This window comes from Kribbella sp. NPDC026611, from assembly GCF_040638345.1.
Classification (GTDB): domain Bacteria; phylum Actinomycetota; class Actinomycetes; order Propionibacteriales; family Kribbellaceae; genus Kribbella.
The window spans coordinates 943,663-968,352 of sequence record NZ_JBEZYC010000003.1 but is presented as its reverse complement, the minus strand read 5'-3'; the positions used below and the strand labels follow the sequence as shown (position 1 = coordinate 968,352).

The window sequence follows — 24,690 nt, the reverse complement described above, 5'->3', positions numbered from 1 at the left end:
AGTGACACCCCCCTCTTGACAAGATATCCACAGACGCCTACTCGGGAGGACGTGTCTTGTCGAACCAGGGGCCGTACGGGCCACCGCCGCAGGGACCGCAGTATCCGCCGCCACCCCAGTACGGACCGCCTCCCCAGCAGTACGGACCGCCGTCGCCGCAGTGGGGACCGCCGCCTGCCCAGCAGCAGCAGTTCGGCTGGGGCGCTCCGCCTGGTGGACCGCGGCCGCCGAAGAGCGGGAAGGGCCCGCTGATCGCCCTGGCCGTCATTCTCGGCGTGGTGCTGTTGGGTGCGGTCGGGCTGGCCGTGGTGTCCAACATCCTCAAGCACAACGGCAGCGACGACCCGTACTACAGCTCCCCGACGAACTCCACCTCGGAGTACACCCCGCCGGCCGAGACGCCGTCGGCGTACCCGACCGACGCGCCGAGCACCACCGCCGCCACCTCGGCACCCCGGACCACCGCGGCACCGCGGACCACTCGCACGCAGCCGGCGCGGCCGACTCCCACCAGGACCACTCCGCCGCCACCGTCCGACCTGGACCTCGTGGCGCGGAACCGGATCTACAAGTCCGGTGTTCAGGCATCGGTCGGCTGCCGTGAGCCGGCGGCGCGGCCGTCGACCGCCGGCGGCGCGCAGCGGTACTACCAGGGGATCCTGGCCTGCCTGAACAGGGCGTGGCCGAGACAGATCGTGAAGTCGGGCGGCCAGGTGCAGGCCCCACGCCTGGTCGTCTTCACCGGCGGTCAGGCGTCCAGCCCGTGTTCCGGGAACTTCCCAGGGGCGTTCTACTGCGGCTCGAACGACACCATCTACATGGACGCCGGCGACGACGTGACGTTCTGGCGGCAGTACGGCAACGTCGGCTATCAGCAGCATTACGGCCGGATGCGGATGGCCGACACCGTCGCGCACGAGTACGGCCACCACGTGCAGGAGATGGTCGGCATCATGGAAGCGCAGAACCGGATGCGATACGAGGCCGGGTCCGAGGCGGCCGCGCTGCAGATCTCCCGGCGGACGGAGCTGCAGGCCAGCTGCTTCGGGAATGTGTTCCTCGGGTCGAACCGGAACAGCCTCGGGATCAAGGGCGACCTGAAGTTCCAGCTCGACTGGCTGCACGCGCACCAGGGCGACGAGTACGGCGCGCAGCCGGACCACGGCAGCCGCGAGGTGCTGAAGGTCTGGACCGCGCGCGCCTACGCCAGCCGTAACCCGGCGTCCTGCAACACGTTCACGGCCTCACCCCAGATGGTTCGGTAATCTTTCACTGCGAACCCGGATTCGATGGTTGATTCTTTCCGAATCCGGGTATCACTCCGCCGAGCGCTCTGATCCGCCCCATCGCTCTCAGGAGGAAACCGTGAAGTCCGCCCTTTTCACGGGTGCCGCCGTCGCACTCGGCCTGCTGCTGGCCTCGACCGGCTCCGCCCAAGCAAGCACCACCACCGACACGCCCACCCCGACCGCTCGTCAGCACGGCATCACCAAGGCCGGCGAGGCCTACATGGGATGGCTGCAGAACACCACGACCACCAGCGCCGGCGCCGCACCGGCCGTGATGGCCCCCGATGCCGTTGTCGAGGGCATCGACGTCTCCAGTCACCAGGGCAACGTCGACTGGGCCTCCCAGTGGAACTCCGGCAAGCGGTTCGCGTACGTGAAGGCCACCGAGGGCACGTCGTACAAGAACCCGTACTTCGCCCAGCAGTACAACGGCTCGTACAACGTCGGCATGATCCGCGGCTCGTACCACTTCGCGCTGCCGGACAACTCCAGCGGTGCCACGCAGGCGAACTACTTCGCCAGCAACGGCGGCGGCTGGTCCCGGGACGGCAAGACACTCCCGGGCTCGCTCGACATCGAGTACAACCCGTACGGCGCCACCTGCTACGGGCTGAGCCAGGCCTCGATGGTCAACTGGATCAGGGACTTCGTGAACACCTACAAGTCCCGCACCGGTCGCGACGCGGTCATCTACACCAACCTGGACTGGTGGACGCGCTGCACCGGTAACACCACCGCGTTCAACACGACCAACCCGCTCTGGGTGGCCCGCTACGCGTCCGCTCCGGGCACGCTGCCCGGCGGCTGGCCGTTCTACACGTTCTGGCAGTGGACGTCCTCACCGCTCGACCAGGACCACTTCAACGGCGACATGTCCCGGCTGCAGGCCCTCGCCAACGGATAGCTGTGCCCAATCAATAAAGGGTTTGCGGAGGTCGCATAGTCTCGATCGGTGAGCTACTCGCTGCCGATCGAGACCGACCGCCTGACCCTTCGCCGGTACGTCGAGACCGACTACGACGACCTGCTGAAACTGCAGTCCGACCCGGATGTCACCCGGTTCCTGCTGTACGACGTCCGCACCCCCGAACAGGTACGGGAAGCCCTCGCCGGCCGGATGGCCGACGTCCCGATGGACACCAACGGCCAAGCGCTCACCGTCGCGGTGATCCTCCGGGAGACCGGCCGGCACGTCGGCGAGGTCACCCTGTTCATGGACACCGTCGAGCATCGCGGCGGCGAGCTCGGGTACGTCTTCCAGCCCGAGTTCCACGGCCGCGGGTACGCCGCGGAGGCGGCGGTCGAGCTGCTCCGCCTCGGGTTCGAGGAGCTCGGCCTGCACCGGATCATCGCGCGGCTGGACGCCCGCAACACCGGCTCGGTGAAGCTGCTGCAGCGGCTCGGCCTGCGCCAGGAGGCGCACTTCGTGCGCAACGAGTTTTTCAAGGGCGAGTGGTCCGACGAGCTCGTGTTCGCGATGCTGCGGGACGAGTGGCACAAACGTTCGTAAGTTTCTGTCACGGCACGCCGTCCCGCTGACAACTACTGCCACCGGGACTACCGTCGAAGGATGACCACCGCCCGTTCCGTTACCGCCCTGCTCGTCGGCGCGGTCGTGCTGAGCACCGGCACGCTCCCCAGCGAAGCCGTCAAGGTCGCCCCAGCACGGGAGATCGCCTACCGCACGTGGACGTCGACCTCCGACTTCCTCACCGGTGCCCAGTACGGCACCACCGTCACCGACGGCGCCCTCACCTTCGGTACGTCGACCGGTACCACGTCGTACGTCGATCCGTTCGGGGACGGCACCGCCAAGAGCTACGACCAGACCAGCTGGATCTCACCGCACGTCAGCACCGGCTTCGGACTGACCGAGCTGGTCGCGTCCTGGAACGCCACCACCCCGCCCGGCACCTGGGTCGAGGTGTCGATGGCCGGCGTCACCGACACCGGTGCCACCACCAAGTGGTACGTGCTGGGCCGCTGGACCAGTGGCGACGACACGGCCGCCGGCGACATCCACCGCACCTCGGTGCCGAGCCAGGGCGACGCGAACGGATCCGTTGCCGTCGACACCTTCCAGGCCGCCACCGGGCACTGGCTGGACCGTTGGCAGCTCAAGGTCACCCTGTACCGGCTGAGCGGGACGACGCAGGCGCCGGTGGTCCGGTCCGTCGGCGCGATGGCCTCCCGCCTCCCGTCCGACAAGAAGGTTGCCGCGAGCCCCCTTGGTGGCGCGGAGGGGATCACTCTCGACGTTCCGGCGTACTCGCAGGAGACGCACATCGGCCAGTACCCGCAGTGGGACGGTGGTGGCGAGGCCTGGTGCTCGGCGACCTCGACCGCGATGGTGCTCGACTACTGGGGCGCCGGCCCGTCCTCGACCGAGACAGCGTGGGTCGACCCGTCCTACAGCGATCCACAGGTGGACCACTCCGCCCGGTCGGTCTTCGACTACTCGTACGACGGCGCCGGGAACTGGCCGTTCAACACGGCGTACGCCGGCTCGCGTGGTGTGGACGGGTTCATCACCCGGCTGCGGTCGCTGACCGAGGCGGAGCAGTTCATCAAGGCAGGGATCCCACTGGTCGCCTCGCTGTCGTTCAAGAAGGGTGACCTGCCCGGTGCGGGCTACGGGACCAACGGGCACCTGATGGTGATCGTCGGCTTCGACCAGGCCGGCAACGTGGTGGTGAACGACCCTGCGTCGCACCTGATCCCCAGCAACGACCAGGTACGGACGACCTACGACCGGACCGCGTTCGAGAACGCATGGGTGCCGCACTCGGGTGGACTGGTGTACGTGATCCACCCTGAGGGTGTGGCGCTGCCGGGGCCGGTTGGTCCGCAGCACAACTGGTAACAGACGACAGGGCCCGTCCCGCCGGGGCGGCAGGACGGGCCCTGTTCTACAGCTCTACTGGGCTGTTGTGAGCTCTAGCGTGCGAACAGTGCGCCGGTCAGGTTCGTCGTGAGGTTGCGGAGCGAGTCCGGCAGGTACTGCAGGTGCCAGCCGCGCGGACCGCGGTACCACGTGAAGCCCTCGTCCTCCTCGTCCGGCGTGCTGTCCGTGGCGACCAGCGCGTCGATCCAGCGCTCCGATCCGCCCAGGACCACGGCGTACGGCAGAGCGCGCGAGCACAGCTCGGCGTGCTGGTCGATCGGCAGCTCGCTGACGTCCATCTCCAGCAGCTCACCGCGGATCGCGGCGACCTGGCCGAGCACCCGGCCGGCGGCCGGTGCCTTGGCCGGCATGTAGCGGCCGACGACGAGTAGGCCCACACCGACCAGGGTGATGGCGATACCGAGCAGACCCCAGGTGGACAGCAGCGCCAGCAGGACAGTCGCGATGACGCCGACCACCGTGGTGGCGATGCCGATCGTGGCCCACAGCGATCGGGTGCGGTCCGGGCGCTCGTTGAACCAGCCGCGCTTGACGACACCGTCGTACAGCGCGTCCTGCACCTGGGCCAGGTTGGCGCGGACCTGCTTGCCGAGCTCGGAGACGAGCACCGAGTCGGAGTCGCCGAAGATCGCGCGGATCAGGACGTTCTCGTAGCGCTGCAGCTCCTCGGACGGCGCGTTCGAGACCCGGCGCAGCTCCCAGTCCGGGCGCGCGTACTCGGTCGAGTGGTCCTGCTCGACGATCGTGATGTGCCCCCGGACGGCCAGGTCGATGATCGTCGCGGTGACATCGACCGGGTCGATCCGCTCGTCGATCAGCGTGCCGACCTCGCCGGGCCGCAGGTCGGACGGCGGGGTGAAGTCGATCTTCGCGTCGGTGCCGAGGCTGAACAGCGACGCCGGTACGACGCGCCGCGGGTCGACCTGGTCCCGGCCGCGCAGCCGGTACAGCACGAGCAGCGCGATCGCACCGAGCAGCAGCACCGCCAGCGCGGTGATCAGCTGCGCGGCGTCGGTCGAGAAGGCCCGCTTGACGGTGTGCCGGTACTCGACGATCGAGTTCGCCGCGATCTCGCCGTCGGGGAAGCCGATCGTCATCCGCATCGTGTTGCCGGGCGGCAGCCCCTGCTGCTCGAAGGTCGGTCCGGCCGTCTCACCGATCTGCGCCAACGTGCACGGGGTGTTGTCCATCGGCCCGGCGAAGCAGGAGACGTGCGAGACCCTGGGGGTGCTGTAGAGGATGTTCGCGTCCTGGACGGCCAGGTTGATCCCGGACAGCGGGCTGAACTGCATCTCGGTGCCGTTCAGGGTCTTCGCCACCGCACCCTTGACCGTGTAGCTGATGTCCAGCTGGGTGGTGGTGCCGCTGATGCTGTCGATCGCCATCGAGGTGACGTCACCGTCGGTCTTGACCGTCGGCTGCTTGTCCTGGCCGCCGACCTTGACCGCGACGTCACCGATCTGCTGCACGTGGTCGATGTCGTCCGGCAGGTGGTCGCGGGTGACCAGGAAGCGGGTGAAGGTCCCGTTCACGTTGCTGAGCTTCCAGGTCTCCGTCACCCGGAGCAGGCCGTCCCGCTCGACCCGAACCTGACTGTCGTAGTTGGTCACCACCGGGTCGGCTGTCGTACCGGCACCGGCCGCGGTGGCTGCGGAGGCCGGGACAGTCGAGAGGCCGAGCAGGCCGAGGGCACACAGGGAGAGCCCGAGCAGACGTAGACGCATCGCCCAATCACACCGTAGAAAGAGGGTCAGGTTGACACCGGGCACGATAGCGTCTGCGGAGTGTCAGGCAACCAATGGGGACCGCCCCCCGGCCAATTCGGTCCCCCGCCGCAGCAGGGCCCGCCACCTGGGTACTACGGTGGTCCGCCGCCTCCCCCGCAGCAGTACTACGCTCCGCCACCAGGCCCGCAGTACGGCTGGGGCCCGATGCCACCGCAACGCCCGCGGAAGTCCGGCGCGGGCAAAGCCCTGCTCGTCGTCGGCATCCTCGGCGTACTGCTCGTCGGCGGTGCGTTGATCGCGGTCAAGCTCGCGCACAGCGGCGGTCCGGCGGTCGCCGAGCCGGCGGCAACGACCTCGGCGACCGAGACTGTTCCGACGGCTACGTCGGCAACGAAGCCTGGACCGTTCCCGACCACGAGTTACGCGACGCCGTCGACCACGTCGTACACGCCGCCACCGCGGCCGCTGTCGGAGACCAACCCAGCGAAGTACAACGCGACCAGCCGGCTCTACAAGACCGGTGTGATGCGGTCGGTGAACTGCAAGCTGGCCAAGAGCTCGCCTGGCGCCGGCGGCTCGACCGCACTCGCGTACTACAAGGTCGTGAAGGCGTGCCTGGACCGTGCGTGGCCGAGAGCGGTCGCCGCGTCAGGCGGACGCTTCCGGTCACCGGGGATGGTCATCTATGCCGGCACGACCTCCTCACCGTGCGGTATCGACACCAACCGGTCCTTCTACTGCGGTGGCAACCACGTCATCTACATGAACGCCACCTACGACATCGACTTCCGGAGCAACCCGGCGCTGGCCCGGATGAACGGTGCGTTCACGGTGGCCCACGAGTACGCGCACTCGGTCCAGTGGATGACTGGTATCGGCGGCGCGTACACGAATCTGTACTACAAGTCGAACTCGAAGGCGCTGACGTACCAGCTGAGCCGGCGGCTCGAGCTGCAGGCGTCCTGCCTGGGCAACGTGTTCCTCGGCGCGAACCGGAACAGCCTGCCGATCAGCGGATACGCCTACCAGATGTGGCTGTACGACGTGAACAACTCGGGCGACCGGCCGCCGTACCCGCCCGACCACGGGACACCGAAGAATCACGGCATGTGGAGCCGGGCCGCGTTCGCCAGCCGGAACCCGGCGAGCTGCAACACGTGGTCGGCCGGGCCCGCCAAAGTCAGTTGAGGACGTGGAACTGGTCCACTTCGAGACGAATGGCCGGTGTAACTAGCCTGGTGGGTCCGGATCACGCAAAGTATGTCCCGGGGGAGGCGGCTTCGGCGCCCCGACTACAGACAGCATGGCACCACCCAGCATGGTCGTGAGGAGTTTCGATGTCGGACAACAGGAACCAGCCACCGGGGCCCACCCCGGCTGACGACAGTCAGCCCGGCGTACCCCCGGAGCGTGTTCCCGAGCGCCCGGAGCCGGACCGCTCCTCAGGTGCTGAGGCAGGTGCTGGTGGGGACGAGGCGGGCGGCCGGTCCGCGCAGTGGTGGGTCGGTGAGGCCGAGGCGAAGCGCGAGTTCCAGAACCCGACGCCCCCCGGCCGCCCCGACAACAACTGGTTCGCCGGCGGCTGGGACCCCACCCGCCGCGAACACCCCGACCAACCAACCCCCAACCGCACGCCCCAGGCACAAGCAGGCCAGGCGCCGACCCGCCCGCCTCAGGGCCAGGGCGGCCAGGCAGTCCCGCCGCAGGCAGCACCGACACAGCACCAGCCAGGTCCCACACGGTCGCAAGGCGGACCGGCACAAGCCGGCTCACCAGGCGGCCCCACCCAGGCCGGTTCAGCAGGTGGGTCCGCACAAGTCGGGCCACGAGGCGCGGCCACGCCGGCCGGGTCACGAGGAGGATCTGCACAGGCCGGGCCAGCGGATGGGTCCGCACAGACCGGGTCGCCAGGCGGTCCCGCACAAGCCGGGTCGGCAGGTGGGTCTGCACGGGCCGGTTTCCCCGGCGGTTCCACCCCGGGTGGTTCAGCGCCGGGAGGTTCGGCGCCGGGGTCGGCGCCGGGAGGTTCGCCGCAAGGCGGTTCGCGGCCTGCGCCTTCTTCGGGGCAGTCCTGGGTTGGCATGACGGGGGCTCAGGCGGGTGCGTCCGGTGCCGGTCAAGTGGGTCCGTCGTCGCGGGGGCAGTCGGGGCCGCCGCGGCAGGGGCCGCCGCAGTCCGGCCCAGGCTCGCAGTCGCCGTGGGCAGCACCAGGCCAGCCACCACAGCAGCCGCAGCAGCGGCCGACCGATCGGTCGGCGTCGAGTGCCTGGCAGACGTCGCCTCAGCAGTCGGCGCCGCCTCGGCAGCAGAGCGGACCGCTCTCCGAGGGCTCCTACCTGTGGGGTTCCGCCAACCAGCCCCCGCAGCAACCGGTCAGCCCGTGGAGCAACGCCCTCCCACCCCAGCAACAGCAGCAGCGCGGCCCCCGCCACGCTGCCGCACCCGGAGGCGGACCGAACCAGCTGGGCCCGATGGGCCAACCGGTCCAGCAGTCGCCGAACTGGCAGTACCCGCCGATCCCCATCCCGCAGCCACCCGGCGGCGCGCGCAGGCGGAAGCCGCGCAAGACCCCGCTCGGCCTGCTCATCGGCCTGGTCGTGCTCGCAGTACTGATCGTCGGCACCGGCATCACCCTGCTCGTCCGGAACACCGGCAAGGACACACCGACCGCGAACACCACCCCCACGACCCAGCCCTCGGAGACCCCGTCCTCATCCCCCTCCGAGAGCCCGTCCAGCGCCCCGACCCCGAGCACCCCGCGCGGACCCACCGTCGACGAGGTGGTGAAGGCCAGCAGGCTCTACAGCATCGGTCCGGTCGCCGCGTCGAAGTGCGTCGAGCCGCCGTACGCCCCGGTCAACGTCCCGGCAGCGCAGGTCTACTACAACCACCTGCTCCCCTGCCTCAACCACTCCTGGTGGCTGGCGCTGAAGAAGGTCAACCTGCCGTACCGCAACCCGAAGGCGCTCGTGTACGTCGGCAAGCTGGCGACCCCGTGCGGTGTCCAGCGCAGCGTGCGCGCGTCGTACTGCGGTGTCAACGAGACCATCTACGTCCCGTTCGCGATCGACAACGCGTACTACCGGTCCAACCCGGTGTACGCCCGGGCGCTGATGCTGAACACGTTCGCGCACGAGTACGGCCACCACGTCCAGAAGCTGACCGGCATCCTGGCGGCGTCGCTGTCGCGGCAGCAGAACCTGGCGCCGAACCTGAAGCTGCAGGAGAGCCGCCGGCGCGAGCTGCAGGCGACCTGCCTGGGCGCGGTGTACCTCGGCGCCAACGCGGCGTTCACCCCGATGCGTGGCCCGCTGCTGGACAGCTGGAAGTTCCTGATCGCGCACACCGGCGACGACTACTCCCGGCCGCGGATCCACGACCACGGCAACCGGGTCAGCAACTACCAGTGGTCGATCACCGGCTTCAACAGCAAGAAGCCGAACTCCTGCAACACCTTCACCGCAGCCGACATCCGGGTCAACTGACCTGGACTGACACTGTCCCCAGTCCAGGCGGCTCTTCCGGCTCAGCCGAAGAGCCGCCGGGCGGTGGTCAGCGAACCACCGAACGAGGTGACGAAGTTGCTCAGCGACTCCCCGATGTCGGACAGGTGCCAGTTCTCCGGACCGGAGTACCAGCCGATGCCCGCGTCCGGGTCGTCGTCGTCATCGGTGGCGGCGATCTCCAGCGCCCACTTCTCGGTCAGCCCGAGCACAGCGGCGTACGGCAGGCAGCGGGATGCGAACTCGAGCCGGTGGCTCTCCGGCAGGTTGGCGGACGTCTCGTTCGCCAGGTAGTGCTGCAGCCCGGCGACCCGTCCCAGCACGGCCGCACCCCGCGCGGTGCGCGCCGGCGCAGCCTGGCCGACCAGTGCAAGCGCCAGACCGGCTCCCATTACTGCGAAGCCGACCAGCCCGTACTTGCTCACGATGGCCAGCACGACGGTCAGTACGACGCCTGCCGCGAGCAGCACCACGCCAGCGGTGGTCCACCGGTTCCGGACAGCGTCCGGCCGGCTGTTGAACCAGCCCTGCGCGACGACGTCGGAGTACAGCTGCTCGCGGACGAGGTTCAGCCGCGGCCGCAGCGAAGGGCCGAGCGCGGAGACCACCACGGAGTCGCCGTCGGCGAACAGCGCGTCCAGCAGCGCCTTCTCGTACGGCAAGAGCTCCGGGCCGCCCTGGTGCATGCGCCGCAGCTCCCAGTCCAGCTTGCCGAAGTGTGACTCGCGCGGCAGCTCGACGATGGTCAGGTAGTTGCGCACGGCAAGGTCCAGCAGCGTCGCGGTGATGTCGACGACGTCGGCGGTCTCGTCCACCACCGTGCCGACCTGCCCCGGCCGGATGCCGTCCGGCGCCGCGAACTGCGGCCCGTCGGTCCCCTCCAGCACCGGGCGCTCGGGAGCGGCCTCGCCCACCTTGCCGGCGTCGCGGCCGCGGAAGAACCACAGCCCGACCGCGCCGAGCAGTCCGAGGCCGAAGACGATCACGGCCAGGCCGACGGTGCTCGAGTCGACCGTGAACGCGTGCCCCAGCGTCCACCGGGTCGCGAACTGGGCGTTCGGCTTGACCGTCGCCTGGTCGCTCAGCCCGACCAGGAACGTCACCCGCCCGGCCGCCGGTACGCCGTTCTGCTCGATCTGCAGCGCCGCGGACTCGGCCAACTGCGACGAGGTGCACGGCATGCTCGAGCCGGTCCGGCCCGCGAAGCAGGTCACCCACGTCGCGAACGGCACGTTGACGGTCAGATTGACCTTCGGCAGCGAGACACCGAAGCCCTGCACGACCGGCCAGCTCACCTCGCGGCCCTCGGTGGAGTCGGCCACCACGTTGTCCACCGTGTAGCTGTAGACGATCTTCGACTGGCCGGAGACGTTCAGCGTCAGCTTGCGGCCGTCGTCGGTCTTGGCGTTGTCGAAGCCCTGCGCCGGCTGTCCGTTCACCGTCGCCGACACGTCGGTCAGGTCGTACGTGCGGTCCCGCTCGGCGTCGGACCGGACCCGGGTCGCCAGCGTGCGGCTGAAGGTCGAGCCGCCTGCGGTCAGGTCGACCGTCTCCTTGACCTGCAGCTTGCCGTCCTTGGTCAGCGTCGCCTCGGCGGAGTACGCGGTGATCTGGTCGTCGGCGGCCTGGGCGGGCAGTGTGCCGATGGCAACGAACAGAGTGGCGAGCGGGGCGGTCAAGGACATCAGCAGGGCAGCCGGAAGGAGTCGGCGCTTCGGTGACATGGGTCGAGAGTAGTCTCGTGCCGGTTCGTGCAGCGAACTCGACCGACTGACGCTGGAGGCCAGACCTGTGAGCAGCCCGTACGGGTACGGCGGCCCTCGCCAGGGACCCCCGCCCGGACCGCCCCCGGGAGTACTGCCACCGCCCCAGGCCACGCCGTGGCCGGCGCAGCAGGACCGGCTCCCGCAACCTGGCCAGGGTCAGTTCGGCCAGCAGCCGCAGTACCAGGGCCAGTGGGGTCAGCAGCCGTACTACGGCGGTCCTGGCCAGTTCAACGGGTTCCAGCCGCCGCGCCGGCGGGGCGGGCCGCTCCGGCTGATCATGTTCGGCTTCGTCCTGCTGATCTTCCTCGGCGTGACGATCGCGGTGACCAGCGCGCTGCTCGGCAACCACAGCACCGAAGACACCGCCCAGCCCGGTGTCACCGGGCCGACGATCGTGCCGACGGCGACCACACACCCGCAGCAGGGCACGGCCGAGGACTTCCTGCTGAACGCGGACGTCTACCAGACCGGACCGCTCGCGGAGCAGAACTGCCCGGCGGCGAACCTCGCCGACGGCAGCCTGGCCGCCCAGAAGGTCTACTACCAGAAGCTGTTCAAGTGCCTGAACGACGCCTGGCGGCCGATCTTCCACCAGCTCGGCCAGGACAAGCCCGATCCGGGTTTGGTCGTCTTCGACAAGCCGGTCAGTACGCCGTGCGGGGACTTCCAGCCGCTGTCCGGACGGGTGCTGGCGTTCTACTGCTACGGCAACCAGGTCATGTACACCGACGTGAAGCAGATGAACCGGGCGTTCGGGCCGAAGGAGGACCTGGCGTACCTGATGACGATCGCGCACGAGTACGGCCACCACGTACAGGGCGTCAGCGGGCTGTTCTACGCCCGGAACGTCTACCTCCAGGACCACCCGGACCAGAAGCTGGAGAGCTCGCGCCGTAACGAGCTGCAGGCCTCCTGCTTCGGCGGCGTGTTCAGCAAGGCGGTCGAGAAGTCGTACCCGTTGACCAACCGCCTGGACGAGTTCAAGGAGCAGTCCAGCAACAGCTTCGGTGAGACGCCGGACACGCCACCCGACGAACGGACCCACGGTCTGGCCACCAGCCAGGGCTTCTGGATCCAGAACGGGTTCAACATCGGTGCCAACAAGGCGTGCAACACCTTCGCGGTGTCGGCCGACCTGGTGAAGTGAGCGACCGCCTGATCGGGGGGCGCTATCTGTTGGGGGAACCGCTCGGCTCGGGCGGGATGGGTTCGGTCTGGCGCGCCCACGACCAGCAGCTGGACCGCGTAGTGGCCCTGAAGCGCGCCCACCCCGGCGTGGACGACCCGGACGGCCGCAGGCTGCGTCGCGAGGCGCGGACCGGTGCCCGGGTGCACGACCCGCACGTGGTGACGATCTTCGACGTGGTGCAGGACGGCGACGAGCACTGGCTGGTGCTGGAGTACGTGCCGTCGCGCAGCCTGGACCAGCTGGGCACGCTCCCACCCGCTGAGGTCGCGCGGATCGGCGTACAGATCGCGTCGGCGCTGCAGGCCGTGCACGCGGCCGGCATCATCCACCGCGACCTCAAGCCGGCCAACGTGCTGGTGACCGCGGACGGTACGGCGAAGCTCGCCGACTTCGGCATCTCGCGCCAACTGTGGGGCGACCCAACGCTGACGGACAGCTCGACCGTCGGGACGCCGGCGCACCTCGCGCCGGAGGTTGCCAATGGCAATGATCCGACCACGGCGTCGGACGTGTTCTCGCTCGGCGCGGTGCTCTACGCGGCGCTGGACGGTCACTCGCCGTTCGGCACCGACCCAAACCCGCTGGTGGTACTGCGGAGGGCTGCGCGCGGCGAAATCGAGCCGCTGCGCCGGGGTGGTGAGCTGACGCCGCTGATCACCCGGATGCTGGCTGTCGATCCGGCGGACCGGCCGTCGGTGGCGGAGGTGGTCACGGCACTCGGCGGTACAGCGGCTGCGGCACCGGAGACCCGGCGGAAGCGGTGGCCGCTGGTCGCTGCGGCTGGGGTGGCGGCGGCCGTCGTACTCACGCTCGTAATGGTGCAGGTGTTGTCGGACCCGGACCAGCCGAATGCGACACCGCCACAAAACACGCCATCACAGAGCGCGCCCTCCCAGAGCACGCCCGCGCAAACGGCGCAGAGTGCGCCGGCTGGGCCGGTGGGTGATCCGCTGACCGTGGACCCGTGCGCGTTGATCGACGTCAAGGCGTTGGGCCGGTTCGGCCAGACCACGTTCGAGCCGGCGTACGGGAACTTCGACCGGTGCGACGTGGTGGTGACCGGCAAGGGCGCGGAGGTCGACGTACGGGCCGAGCTGAACCTGCCGAACACGTTGTCGCCCAGGGGTGACGTGCAGAAGTTCACAGGCAACCTGCGGACGGTGACGCGGGAGAAGTCCGAGGGCGACGACTGCGAGCGAGTGCTGGTGCTGTCGGACCGTACGCAGATCCAGGTGCAGGCGCGGCACACCGACGGGACCGGCATGGACGTATGCGGGATGGCAGACGCCGTCACGCAGAAGGCGATCAACGTGCTGAAGGCCGGGCCGATCCCCCGGCGCGCCGAGCCGCTACCGGCCGCCTCGCTGGCGCACGTCAACGCGTGCACGCTGCTGGACAGCAAGGATCTCGAGCTGGTCCCTGGAGTCGACGCCACGCACCCGGACACGTCGTTCGGGAACTGGTCGTGCGGCTGGGAGAGCACGACCAGCAACCAGTCCGTGGACCTGTACTTCGACCGGGGCCAGCCGCTGAACGCGTCGGACGGGACGCCGACCACCGTGGTCGGGCGGCCCGCGGTCGTGTCGAACGAGAACGACGGGCCGAAGACCTGTGCCGTGGTGATCGTCTACCGCACGTACGTCGAGTCGAACGGGCAGGATGCGGTGGAGCTGGTGACCATGAGCGTCGCCGGACCAGCGAAGCCCGCATCGCTGTGCGGGCTGGCCACCAAGCTGGCGCAGGCCGCCGCGCTGAAGCTCCCGAAGGCGTGAGAGATGGACCAGATCCGGAAGCTCCCACAGGACCAGGGCAGCCTGGCGTACGGCGTACCGGCCGCGCAGACCGGGACCATGTTCGTGCTGACCGTTGCTGGTGGAGTGGCCGCTGACCCGGCGCCGAACCGGACAGTCCTGTTCGGGCGGAACCGGCCTGAGGTGCATGTGTGCGTCGGTGAGGACGACCAGCGGGTCAGCCGTCTGCACGGGTCGATCACCTTCCGGAACGGGCAGTGGTGGGTCGCTGTCACCGGCCGGCTGCCGGTGCGGTTCCCACGCGAGCAGATGCTGTTCGGTGGAGAGGACTCGGTCCCGCTGGGCGCGGGGTACACGCCACTGTTCGTGCAGGGCTCCGCTGGACGCGAGCACCTGCTGGAGGTGTACGTCGTCGGCGACAGCGGGACCCCGCCCGTCCACCGGCACCGCGACCCGACGCACCCGCCGCGCGTGTGGCTCCTGTCCCCGGACGAGCGACTGGCACTGACTGTGGTGGGCCAGCGGTACCTGCTGCACGACCTGCACCCGCTGCCGCTGTCCTGGCGACAGGCAGCCGACCAGCTCGCCGAGCTGCGACCCACTGAGGGCTGGACGGCAAAGAAGGTCGAACACGTGGTGGCGAACGTCCGCAACCGGTTGTCGCGGGACGGCGTACCCGGACTCACTCGTGAGGAGGTCGGCGAACCGGTCGGCAACGCCCTGAACGACAACCTATTCAAAGCGCTCCTGCTGACGACGACCCTGGTACCCGCGGACCTCGACGTACTGGATCGCTAGCTCGGGAGGGGTCCCCGGCGACCGGACCTACCGTCCGGGCATGACGCGCGACAACTCGATCAACGTCCCGGTCTGACCGGAAGACCAGACGCATGGCGCCACTCGGTCGGTGACTGGTGGTGGGTGCGTTTGAAGGCCGTGCTGAAGGCGAAGGGGTCGTCGTAGCCGACCTCGCGGGCGATGCTGGCGATGGTCTGCGTGGTGTCGCGGAGGAGATCGGCGGCGACCGTCATGCGCCAGGCAGTGAGGTAGGTGAGAGGCGGCTGGCCTACCAGCGTGGTGAAGCGGGCGGCGAACGTGGCACGGGACAGGTTGGTCAACGCGGCCAGCTCGGCGACCGTCCAGCGACGAGCAGGGTCCTCGTGGATCTGGCGGAGCGCATCGCCGACAGCCGGAGCGGTGAGTGCGTGGTACCAGGACGGCAGCTCCGCCTCCGGACGTGCGCACCACGCGCGGAGTGCCAGCACCAGCACGAAGTCGAGCAACCGACGCAGTACGGCGTCCTGTCCCGGCTCCTCGCGCGCTACCTCGGTCGTGAGCATGTCCAACGCCGGACGGGTCTGCTCGGCTGCGGGGACGACAGCGACCGGTGGCAGCAGGTCGAGCAGTCGCTTGCCGACATCACCGCGCAGGTCGTACGCGCCCCGGACCATGGTGGTCGCACCCGGTAGCCCGTCGCCGTACGTGCGCGGCGCCAGGTACTCGTTCCACTCCACCGGCTCGCCGTCGAGCGTGTACTTCCGCCCGCCGCGGATCATGTAGGACGCCGGCGTCGCCGCAGAGTCCGCGACCGTATAGCTGTCGACCCGCGACACCAGCGCGATGTCCCCGGCCGCCAACGACACAGGTACGCCGTCACCCGTGCGGAGCGACGCGCTGCCGCCGAGGGTCGCCACCACCGTCAGCGACGGTACGTCGGCGTACATCACCGACCAGGGCGGCCGGGCGATGATCTGACGCACCACGACGTCCGCGGCCTGCGCTCGTTGCAGCAGATCGCTGAGGACGTCCACTCCGGCCACGCTAGACGATCACCCAGGGATTGGCGACGTTCTCCCATGGATCGTCCAGCCCACCTCACGGTTGGCTCGAGCCATGACGTTTCTCATCCTTGGCGGCACCGGCACTACTGGCCGCCGCATCGCCAACCAACTGAAGGCCAGCGGCCACCAGGTCCGTACGGCGTCCCGCACCGGCAGCGACGTACCACTCGACCTCGACCACCCCACCACCTGGCCTGCTGCTCTCGACAACATCACCGCCGCCTATGTCATGGAGCCGACCGTCCGCGCCGGCGACCGCCTGGCCCGCTTCATCGAGCTAGCGCTATAGAGCGGAGTACGACGCCTCGTCATGCTGTCCGCCGCGCTCGCGGCCAACGCCGACCACCCGCTGCATGCCGCCGAGCAGACGGTCCGCAACTCCAACGCCACCTGGACCGTCCTGCACCCCAACTGGTTCGCCCAGAACTTCAGCGAAGGCCCTTGGCGCGCCAGCGTCCAGCAAGGAACCCTTGCACTCCCCGCCGGCGACGGCAGAACTGCCTTCGTCGACGCCGACGACATCGCCGCCGTCGCGACCGCCGCGTTGACCGAAGACCGCCACCACGGCCGGACCTACGCGCTCACCGGCCCGACCGCCATCACCTTCAAGGAAGCGACCGCAGCCATCACCGCCACGGGCCACAAGGTCGAGTACGTCGACCTCGATCCGGACGAGTACACCGAGCAGCAGGTCGCCAACGGCGTACCGCGGGCAGGTGCCGAGCTCCTCACCCGCATCCTGACCGGAATCGCCAACGGACACGCGGATACCGTGACCGACGACGTGCGCCAGGCGCTCGGCCGGCCGGCCCGGACCTTCGCCCAGTACGTCGCGACCGCGCAGTGGAACACATGACTCGCGTTCTTCCACCGTTATCTGACCGGCAACCGAGCGGCGTATCATCCGGCGGGTGACGTTGCGACGCGGGGAGCTGGCGGCGCGGTCGCGGACGTTGGTGGATGTCCTCGAGGACACGGCCGGGCGGTTCGCGGACGAGCCGGCCCTCGACGACGGCAGCGTCAGTCTGAGCTACCGCGAACTGCTGGCCCAGACCACCAAGTTCGCCCAGCGGCTGAACGCAGCGGGGATCGGCCCGGGCGACCGGGTCGGAGTCCGGATCTCGTCCGGGCACAACGACCTGTACATCGCGATTCTCGGCACCCTCCAGGCCGGCGCGGCGTACGTCCCGGTGGACGCCGACGACCCGGACGAGCGCGCCGATCTCGTCTTCAGCGAGGCCGACGTCGCGGCGACCGTGGGTGACGAGCTCGCGCTCACGCTCACCCGCCCGCAGCCCGAGCCGATGGACAACGACAACGCCAACGGGTACTTCGACTACCCGTACAGCGCCCGCATGGACGCGCCGTCCCCCGCGCAGACACCGCGCGAGACGCGCGGCCCGGAGCCGACCGACGACGCGTGGATCATCTTCACCTCGGGCTCCACCGGCGTACCGAAGGGTGTCGCGGTCAGTCACCGCTCGGCCGCCGCGTTCGTCGACGCCGAGGCCCGGCTCTTCCTGCAGAGCGAGCCGATCGGCCCCGACGACCGCGTCCTGGCCGGGCTCTCCGTCGCCTTCGACGCGTCCTGCGAGGAGATGTGGCTGGCCTGGCGGCACGGCGCCTGCCTGGTCCCGGCGCCCCGCTCACTGGTGCGGACCGGTATGGATCTCGGCCCGTGGTTGGTTGCCCAAGGCATCACGATCGTCTCGACCGTGCCGACCCTGGCCGCGCTCTGGCCGGCCGACGCGCTCGACCAGGTCCGGCTGCTGATCTTCGGCGGCGAGGCCTGCCCGCCCGAGCTCGCCGAGCGGCTGGCGGTGGACGGCCGCGAGGTCTGGAACACCTACGGCCCGACCGAGGCCACCGTGGTCGCCTGCGCCGCCCAGCTGACCGGCGAAGGCCCGGTCCGGATCGGTCTCCCGCTCGACGGCTGGGATCTCGCCGTGGTCGATGCTCAGGGCAACGAAGTGCAAGAGGACGAGATCGGCGAGCTGATCATCGGCGGCGTCGGTCTGGCCCGGTACCTCGATCCGGCCAAGGACGCGGAGAAGTTCGCGCCGATGCCCACGCTCGGCTGGGACCGCGCGTACCGCAGCGGCGACCTGGTCCGCTACGACCCGAAGGGCCTGCTGTTCCAGGGCCGTGCCGACGAGCAGGTCAAGCTCGGCGGCCGCCGGATCGAGCTCGGCGAGGTCGACGCGGCGCTGCAAGCGCTACCCGGCATCTCCGGCGCCGCGGCCGCCGTCCGCAACAGCGCCGCAGGTAACCAGCTCCTCGTCGGGTACGTGGTACCGGAGGAGCCGACCGCCTTCGACAGCGCCAAAGCCACCGAGCGGCTCAGGGAAGCACTACCGGCAGCACTGGTCCCGCTGATCGCCGTCGTGGACACCCTGCCGACCAGGACCTCCGGCAAGGTCGACCGCAACGCCCTGCCCTGGCCGCTGCCCGGCATGGACAGCGACGGCCCAGCGGCCGAGCTCGGAGGTACCGAAGGCTGGCTGGCCGAGCGGTGGACCAAGGTCCTTGGTGCCAAGGTCACCGGGGCCGACAATGACTTCTTCCTTCACGGTGGCGGCAGCCTCGCAGCTGCTCAGCTCGTGTCCTCACTGCGCGAGCGATACCCGGACGTGACCGTCGGCGACATCTACGAGTACCCACGCCTCGGCGCGCTCGCGAACCGTCTCGACGAGTCGCAGCCGGTGACCGCTGAGCCGGTCGAGCTACGCGACATCCGGCCGACGCCCGCTGGCACGCAGGTGCTGCAGACCGTGCTCACGCTGATCCTGCAGACCGTTGTCGGTGTCCGCTGGCTGGTCTACCTGTTCACACTGAACAACCTGCTCGCCGAGCTGATCGAACCGCTCCCCTGGGCGCGAACCGTGTCCTGGTGGTGGATTCTGGTCGGCTGGCTGATCCTCATCACCCCCGCCGGCCGGATGGGCATCGCCGTGCTCGGCGCCCGCATCCTGCTTCGCGGCCTGAAGCCCGGCGTCTACCGGCGCGGCGGCAACGTGCACGTCCGGCTCTGGGCGGCGGAGAACCTCTCCGACGCCGCCGGCGCCGCCAACCTGGCCGGCGCGCCTTGGATCACGTACTACGCCCGCGCGCTCGGCGCGAAGATCGGCCGCGGCGTCGACCTGCACACCCTCCCGCCGGTGACCGGCCTGCTGACCATGGGCCGGGGCGCGTCGATCGAGCCCGAGGTCGACCTGTCCGGCTACTGGATCGACGGCGACCGGCTGCACGTCGGCCAGATCACCGTCGGCGCCGAGGCGGTCGTCGGCTCGCGCAGCACGCTGCTGCCGGGCGTCGAGATCGGCCGGAACGCCGAGATCATGGCCGGTTCGGCGGTCTCCGGCAAGGTCCCCGAGAGCGAGCGCTGGTCCGGCTCGCCCGCGACCAGGATCGGCCGGGCCCGGCACCCGTGGCCGGAGAACCGCCCGGCGCGGGCGCCCTGGTGGGTGGCGGCGTACGGCGTGCAGTCCGCGATCATGTCGCTGATCCCGGTGGCGGCCGCGGCGGCTGCGTTCGCAGTACTCGGTCACGCGCTGCGCGGTACGCGGACGCTCGGCGACGCGTCGCTGAAGGCGCTGTCCGCGGTCCCGCTGATGACGCTGGTCGGATTCGCGACCGTCGCGGTGCTCACGCTGATCGGCGTCCGGCTTCTCGGGATCGGGATCAAGCCGGGCCACTACCCCGTGCGCAGCCGGATCGGCTGGCAGGTGTGGGCGACCGAGCGGCTGCTCGACACCGCCCGGACGCTGCTGTTCCCGCTCTACGCGAGCCTCGCGACGCCCTGGTGGCTGCGGGCGCTCGGCGCCAAGGTCGGCCGGGACGTCGAGGCGTCGACGGTCCTGCTGCTGCCGAAGATGACGACCGTCGGCGAGGGCGCGTTCCTCGCCGACGACACGATGATCGCGTCGTACGAGCTGGGCGGCGGCTGGCTGCACGTGGCCGGCGCGAAGGTCGGCAAGCGCGCCTTCCTCGGCAACTCCGGGATGACCGCGCCGGGTCGCTCGGTGCCCAAGAACGGCCTGGTCGCGGTGCTGTCGGCCGCGCCGAAGAAGTCCAAGGCCGGTACATCGTGGCTCGGATCGCCGCCGGTGAAACTGCGCCGGCAGGCGGTCGAGGGCGACCAGAGCCGGACGTTCAACCCGCCGTTCAAGCTCAAGGTCGCGCGGGCGCTGGTCGAGCTGTGCCGATTCGTCCCGATGATGTGTACGGTCCTGATCGCGCTCGGCGTACTGCTCGCGCTGCAGGCGCTCGATATCTGGCTCGGTCCGTGGCCGGCGGTGCTGCTGTCCGGTGCGGTGATCCTGGCCGCCGGGGCGGTCGCGGGCGGCATGGCGACGGTCGCGAAGTGGGTCATCGTCGGCAAGACGCGCGCGGTCGAGTACCCGCTGTGGAGCTCGTTTGTCTGGCGCAACGAAGTGGTGGACAGCTTCGTCGAGCTGGTCGCGGCGCCCTGGTTCGCCAACGCGGCGGCCGGCACGCCGGTGCTCAACCTGTGGCTGCGGTCACTCGGCGCCAAGATCGGCAAGGGCGTCTGGTGCGAGACGTACTGGTTGCCGGAGGCAGACCTGGTCACCCTCGGCGACGGCGCCACGGTGAATCGCGGCTGCGTGCTGCAGACGCACCTTTTTCATGATCGAGTTCTCTCCATGAGCACAGTCACCTTCGGGCCCGGAGCAACGCTCGGACCGCACGGCATCGTCCTCCCGGCCGCGAGCGTAGGAGCAGGAGCTACCATCGGCCCGGTGTCTCTGGTGATGCGTGGTGAAGGGGTGCCGGCGGGTACGCGCTGGGCCGGGAACCCGATCGGTCCCTGGCAGGGCTGATGGTTGACGTTGACCCCTATGTGCCCACCCATGGAAACGCCGGCTACAAGGTCGAGTCGTACGACCTGGACCTCGACTACCGGGTCAGCAGCAACCGGCTGAGCGGCAAGGCAACGATCACGGCGTACGCCACCGAGGCGCTGTCCCGGTTCAGCTTCGACCTGTCCGGACTGCGGGTGTCGAAGGTGGCGGTGAACGGCCGCCGCCCGCAGCGGTACACGCAGCGCTCGGGCAAGCTCTACATCACCGCGAACATCCCGGACGGCTCCGAGTTCGCGGTCGACATCCAGTACGCCGGCAATCCCAAGCCCGAGGACAGCCCGTGGGGCGAGCTCGGCTGGGAGGAGCTGACCGAGGGCGTGATCGTCGCGAGTCAGCCAAGCGGCGCGGCGACCTGGTTCCCGTGCAACGACCACCCCGGCGACAAGGCGCACTACCGGATCACGGTCACCACCGACTCGCCGTACCAGGTGGTCGCGAACGGGCGGCTGATGTCGCGCCGGGTGAAGGCGAGCCGGACGACGTGGGTCTTCGACCAGGCAGCGCCGATGGCGACGTACCTCGCGACCGTGCAGATCGGCCGCTACGACGAGATCGACCTCGCCGCCACGCCCGTGACCACGCGCGGCGTGCTGCCGGCTCGGTTGGTACGCGACTTCAAGCACGACTTCGGGCGGCAGCAGGACATGATGAAGCTGTTCTGCGAGCTGTTCGGGCCGTACCCGTTCGGTGCCTACGCGGTCGTGGTGACCGACGATCCGCTGGAGATCCCGCTGGAGGCGCAGGGCGTTTCGGTGTTCGGGAGCAACCACGTCGACGGGCGGCGCGGCTCCGAGCGGCTGGTGGCGCACGAGCTGGCTCACCAGTGGTTCGGCAACAGCCTGACGCCGGCACACTGGCAGCACATCTGGCTGAACGAGGGCTTCGCCTGCTACTCCGAGTGGTTGTGGTCGGAGGCGTCCGGCGGCCTCAGCGCGGACCAGCAGGTCTCGAAGGCTCACTCGCGACTGCGCGGGCTGCCGCAGGACCTGATGCTGTCGGACCCCGGCCCGGAGTTGATGTTCGACGACCGCCTGTACAAGCGCGGCGCGATCACCCTGCACGTACTGCGCAAGCACCTCGGCGACTCCGCGTTCTTCGACCTGCTGCGCGCCTGGACCAGGACACACCGGCACGGCTCGGTGACCACCGCCGACTTCATCGCCCTCGCCTCCACCTTCAGCCCTGACGAGGAGACCCTCCGCCACCTCTTCGCCGCCTGGCTCGACTCGTACGAGCTGCCACCGCTGCCGCGGAAGCGTTGATGCGCTACCTTCTCGAGTTCGTCGGCGGGGTCACGCTGATCATCGTGGTGATGATCGTCGCCGGACGGCACTTGCGGCGGCCAGGGTCGCCCAAGGGTCCGACGTGGCGGAACCTCGCGATCGGCCTGGCGCTGTTCGTGGTGGCCAGTGCGCTGAACACGCTCCCGCCGCACGACATCGTGCTGTCGGTGCTCGTGCTGGTCCTTGGCGTCGGGTTCTTCGCCCTCGGCGTGGCGACGCTCGGTGGCGGCAACTTCAGCTACTACGGAGCCGCGGCGTGCGGGATGGCTGCCGTCCCGTTCTTCATGCTGCCGACGCCGATCGGGCTGCACCTCGTTGGCCACACCATCCAGTGCCGGGTCCGCGACTACCGCGGGCATGCGGTGACCGACTTCACCGCCGACTGCCCGGGCCGCAAGAGCTACGACTTCCACAAGCACGGCCTGCACACCTTCCCGGGCGGGCAGGTCGACGTTGTCGTCGACCCACACGGTCTCCTGCAGGCGCAGTACGTCGGTCAGGAGGACCTCGCCAAAGAGAGCGTCTGGGGAGGGCTCGGTCTGCTCGGCGCCGCCGGCGTCGTTGCGGCCGCGGCGTACAACCGCAAGCGGCTGCACGGCGAGGTCAAGCACGTGGTGAAGCCGCCGTTCTCGACTGGTCCCTAGCGACCTCGGCCGCGGCCTTCACGAAGCGTTCGGTGAGCGGTGTGCGGGTCGACCAGGCGGCTCCGGTCCACCAGGTCGCCGCACGACCAGGAAGCGGGACCAGCCGAAGCTCCGGTGGCGCGATGCGTTCGGCACTCAGCGGTACGACGGAAGGTCCGGCGCCGGCCGCGGTCAACGCCAGCACGGTCTGCAGGTCGCCGGACTCCTGAACTACTTGCGGGTGGCAACCGAGCTCGGCGTACAGGGTGTTGATCTGGGCCGTGAGCCCCGGCCCGCGGGATGGCGTCAGGCGGACCAGCGGGCGCGCGTCGATCCAGCGTGCCAGGTCGCGTGGGAGGTCCTGGGTGGCCGGTACGGCCAGGGCGAGCCGGTCGCGTCGTAACCGAAGGTGTTCGAGGCCCGCCGGCACCGGGAGCCGCACGAAGCCGATCTGCAGGCTGCCGGCCAGCAACCGCTCGCACTGGACCGCCGACGACATGTCCTCGAGCGAGATCGCCACGCCAGGCCAGCGGCTCCGGAACAGTGCGACCGCTCGCGGTGCCAGCTCGATCCCCGACAGGCCGAACCCGATCGCCAGCGATCCCTCGACCCCGGACGCCACCTGCGCGGCCCGGCGCTCGAACGCCTCCGACCGATCCAGCAACTCCAGAGCGTCAGCGAGCAGCAGCTCACCCGCCGGAGTCAACCGGGCGCCGTGCCGGCCGCGGACGAACAGGACCGTCCCGACCCGACGCTCCAGCACCTGGATCTGCTTGGTCAACGCCGGCTGGCTGGTGGACAACTCCTCGGCCGCGGCGCCGAACGTCCGCAGCCGGGCGACGGTGACGAACGCCCGGAGCAGACGGAGATCCATAACTCCAGGATATGGAATCAAGTCAATCAGCTATTGGACGTCATGGATGCTTCGGCGATTCGATAGTTGATATGACCCTCTTCCGCGCTGCCGTCGTCCAGTTCGAGCCGACCCCGGACCGCCCCGACCTCAACCTCGCGACCGTCGAGCGGCTGGCCCGGGACGCGGTCGCCGACGGCGCCCGGCTGGTCGTCCTCCCAGAGATGTGCCTGCTCGGCTACTGGCACCTCCGGCGGCAGACCGCCGAGCGGCTGCACCAGCTCGCGGAGCCGGCCGACGGCCCGTCGATCAGCCGCGTCAGTGCCTTGGCTGCCGAGCTGGACGCGGGTCTCGGCGTCGGCTTCCTCGAGCTTGCCGACGGCAAGTTGTTCAACGCGTACGCCGTGTGCCTGCCGGACGGCTCGGTCCACGTGCACCGCAAGCTGCACGCGTTCGAGCACGAGGCGATCGCCAGCGGGTCGTCGTACACGGTCTTCGCGACGCTGTGGGGATTCACCGCGGGCGTGCTGATCTGCTGGGACAACAACCTGGTCGAGAACGTCCGGATCACCGCGTTGCTTGGCGCAACCGTCCTGATCGCACCGCACCAGACCGGCGGGACCAACTCACGGAGCCCGCATGGGATGAAGCCGATTCCGCTCGAGGTCTGGGCCAACCGGAAGCAGGATCCGGCCGCGGTCGAAGCGGCGTTCAACGGGCCGAGCGGCCGGGGCTGGCTGATGCGCTGGCTGCCGGCGCGGGCGCACGACAACGGGATGTTCGTGCTGTTCAGCAACGGGGTCGGGCGAGACGACGACGAGCTCCGGACCGGGAACGCGATGATCCTCGACCCGTACGGCCGGATCGTTGCCGAGACCCCGGTACCGGACGAGGCCGTGGTGACCGGCGACCTCGACCTGGAGCTGGTGCCGTTGGCAACCGGCCGGCGGTGGCTGCGCGGGCGGCGACCGGAGCTGTACGGCCTGCTCACCCAGGTGATGGGCAACGAGCTCGACCCCCGGGCCGCGCGGTTCTCGACCGAGCCAGTGGCCGTGTCTGGTACCTCCGCGCAGTAGG

The 24,690-nt window shown here is 69.7% G+C and carries 19 protein-coding genes; 15 read left to right on the top strand and 4 right to left on the bottom strand.

Translation table 11 applies throughout. The features are described from left to right. Positions 1-56: 56 nt before the first annotated feature. The 4 genes from AB0E69_RS16605 to AB0E69_RS16590 all read left to right on the top strand — a co-directional run bounded on the left by AB0E69_RS16605 (position 57) and on the right by AB0E69_RS16590 (position 4,152). Positions 57-1,265, top strand: a complete 1,209-nt coding sequence (locus AB0E69_RS16605) for a neutral zinc metallopeptidase (RefSeq protein WP_360145577.1) — start codon at positions 57-59, stop codon at positions 1,263-1,265. 100 nt (positions 1,266-1,365) lie between these two features. Continuing rightward, a complete protein-coding gene (locus AB0E69_RS16600; RefSeq protein ID WP_360145574.1) occupies positions 1,366-2,193 on the top strand; it encodes a lysozyme in 828 nt (275 codons plus the stop codon). 48 nt (positions 2,194-2,241) lie between these two features. Beyond that, a complete protein-coding gene (locus tag AB0E69_RS16595; RefSeq protein WP_360145571.1) occupies positions 2,242-2,799 on the top strand; it encodes a GNAT family N-acetyltransferase in 558 nt (185 codons plus the stop codon). A gap of 60 nt (positions 2,800-2,859) precedes the next feature. Next, complete coding sequence (locus tag AB0E69_RS16590) at positions 2,860-4,152, top strand: peptidase C39 family protein (protein ID WP_360145568.1); 1,293 nt, start codon at positions 2,860-2,862, stop codon at positions 4,150-4,152. A 74-nt stretch (positions 4,153-4,226) separates the two neighbouring features. On the opposite strand, the gene AB0E69_RS16585 is transcribed toward AB0E69_RS16590, so the two are convergent. Next, positions 4,227-5,918, bottom strand: coding sequence for a DUF2207 domain-containing protein (locus tag AB0E69_RS16585; RefSeq protein ID WP_360145565.1), 1,692 nt, complete (start codon positions 5,916-5,918; stop codon positions 4,227-4,229). A gap of 207 nt (positions 5,919-6,125) precedes the next feature. On the opposite strand from AB0E69_RS16585, the gene AB0E69_RS16580 reads away from it, so the two are divergent. Next, positions 6,126-7,109 carry a neutral zinc metallopeptidase gene (locus tag AB0E69_RS16580; RefSeq protein ID WP_360145562.1) on the top strand — a complete coding sequence of 328 codons (984 nt, stop codon included), beginning with the start codon at positions 6,126-6,128 and terminating at the stop codon, positions 7,107-7,109. 893 nt (positions 7,110-8,002) lie between these two features. Next, on the top strand, positions 8,003-9,406 hold the full coding sequence (locus AB0E69_RS16575) for a neutral zinc metallopeptidase (RefSeq protein WP_360145559.1): 1,404 nt from the start codon (positions 8,003-8,005) through the stop codon (positions 9,404-9,406). Between the two features lie 41 nt (positions 9,407-9,447). On the opposite strand, the gene AB0E69_RS16570 is transcribed toward AB0E69_RS16575, so the two are convergent. Then, on the bottom strand, positions 9,448-11,148 hold the full coding sequence (locus tag AB0E69_RS16570) for a DUF2207 domain-containing protein (RefSeq protein ID WP_360145556.1): 1,701 nt from the start codon (positions 11,146-11,148) through the stop codon (positions 9,448-9,450). Positions 11,149-11,215: 67 nt separating this feature from the next. Between AB0E69_RS16570 and AB0E69_RS16565 the strand changes: the two genes are divergently transcribed. The 3 genes from AB0E69_RS16565 to AB0E69_RS16555 are packed head-to-tail and all read left to right on the top strand — an operon-like array spanning position 11,216 to position 14,928. Next, positions 11,216-12,337 (top strand): neutral zinc metallopeptidase, encoded by a 1,122-nt coding sequence (locus AB0E69_RS16565; RefSeq protein ID WP_360145553.1) that lies wholly within the window; start codon positions 11,216-11,218, stop codon positions 12,335-12,337. Then, positions 12,334-14,151, top strand: coding sequence for a protein kinase (locus tag AB0E69_RS16560; RefSeq protein WP_360145550.1), 1,818 nt, complete (start codon positions 12,334-12,336; stop codon positions 14,149-14,151). The genes AB0E69_RS16565 and AB0E69_RS16560 overlap by 4 nt, the downstream gene beginning before the upstream one ends. A 3-nt stretch (positions 14,152-14,154) precedes the next feature. Further along, complete coding sequence (locus AB0E69_RS16555; RefSeq protein ID WP_360145547.1) at positions 14,155-14,928, top strand: FHA domain-containing protein; 774 nt, start codon at positions 14,155-14,157, stop codon at positions 14,926-14,928. A 59-nt stretch (positions 14,929-14,987) separates the two neighbouring features. Here AB0E69_RS16555 and AB0E69_RS16550 read toward each other — a convergent pair whose 3' ends face one another. Then, positions 14,988-15,941, bottom strand: coding sequence for an AraC family transcriptional regulator (locus tag AB0E69_RS16550; RefSeq protein WP_360145544.1), 954 nt, complete (start codon positions 15,939-15,941; stop codon positions 14,988-14,990). Positions 15,942-16,023: 82 nt separating this feature from the next. On the opposite strand from AB0E69_RS16550, the gene AB0E69_RS16545 reads away from it, so the two are divergent. Genes AB0E69_RS16545 through AB0E69_RS16525 form a run of 5 tightly spaced genes read left to right on the top strand, consistent with a single transcriptional unit; the run spans position 16,024 to position 22,781 of the window. Further along, complete coding sequence (locus tag AB0E69_RS16545; protein ID WP_360145541.1) at positions 16,024-16,260, top strand: NAD-dependent epimerase/dehydratase family protein; 237 nt, start codon at positions 16,024-16,026, stop codon at positions 16,258-16,260. 21 nt (positions 16,261-16,281) lie between these two features. After that, a complete protein-coding gene (locus tag AB0E69_RS16540) occupies positions 16,282-16,827 on the top strand; it encodes a hypothetical protein (RefSeq protein ID WP_360145538.1) in 546 nt (181 codons plus the stop codon). Between the two features lie 55 nt (positions 16,828-16,882). Beyond that, positions 16,883-20,812 (top strand): Pls/PosA family non-ribosomal peptide synthetase, encoded by a 3,930-nt coding sequence (locus AB0E69_RS16535; protein ID WP_360145535.1) that lies wholly within the window; start codon positions 16,883-16,885, stop codon positions 20,810-20,812. Next, complete coding sequence (locus tag AB0E69_RS16530) at positions 20,812-22,116, top strand: M1 family metallopeptidase (protein WP_360145532.1); 1,305 nt, start codon at positions 20,812-20,814, stop codon at positions 22,114-22,116. Before AB0E69_RS16535 ends, AB0E69_RS16530 begins: the two co-directional genes overlap by 1 nt. Further along, positions 22,116-22,781 (top strand): hypothetical protein, encoded by a 666-nt coding sequence (locus AB0E69_RS16525; RefSeq protein ID WP_360145529.1) that lies wholly within the window; start codon positions 22,116-22,118, stop codon positions 22,779-22,781. The genes AB0E69_RS16530 and AB0E69_RS16525 overlap by 1 nt, the downstream gene beginning before the upstream one ends. Here the strand turns inward: AB0E69_RS16525 and AB0E69_RS16520 are convergent. Then, a complete protein-coding gene (locus AB0E69_RS16520) occupies positions 22,741-23,634 on the bottom strand; it encodes a LysR family transcriptional regulator (protein WP_360145526.1) in 894 nt (297 codons plus the stop codon). The genes AB0E69_RS16525 and AB0E69_RS16520 overlap by 41 nt on opposite strands. A gap of 71 nt (positions 23,635-23,705) precedes the next feature. Between AB0E69_RS16520 and AB0E69_RS16515 the strand changes: the two genes are divergently transcribed. Continuing rightward, positions 23,706-24,689 carry a nitrilase family protein gene (locus AB0E69_RS16515; RefSeq protein WP_360145524.1) on the top strand — a complete coding sequence of 328 codons (984 nt, stop codon included), beginning with the start codon at positions 23,706-23,708 and terminating at the stop codon, positions 24,687-24,689. The last annotated feature ends 1 nt before the right edge of the window (position 24,690 follow it).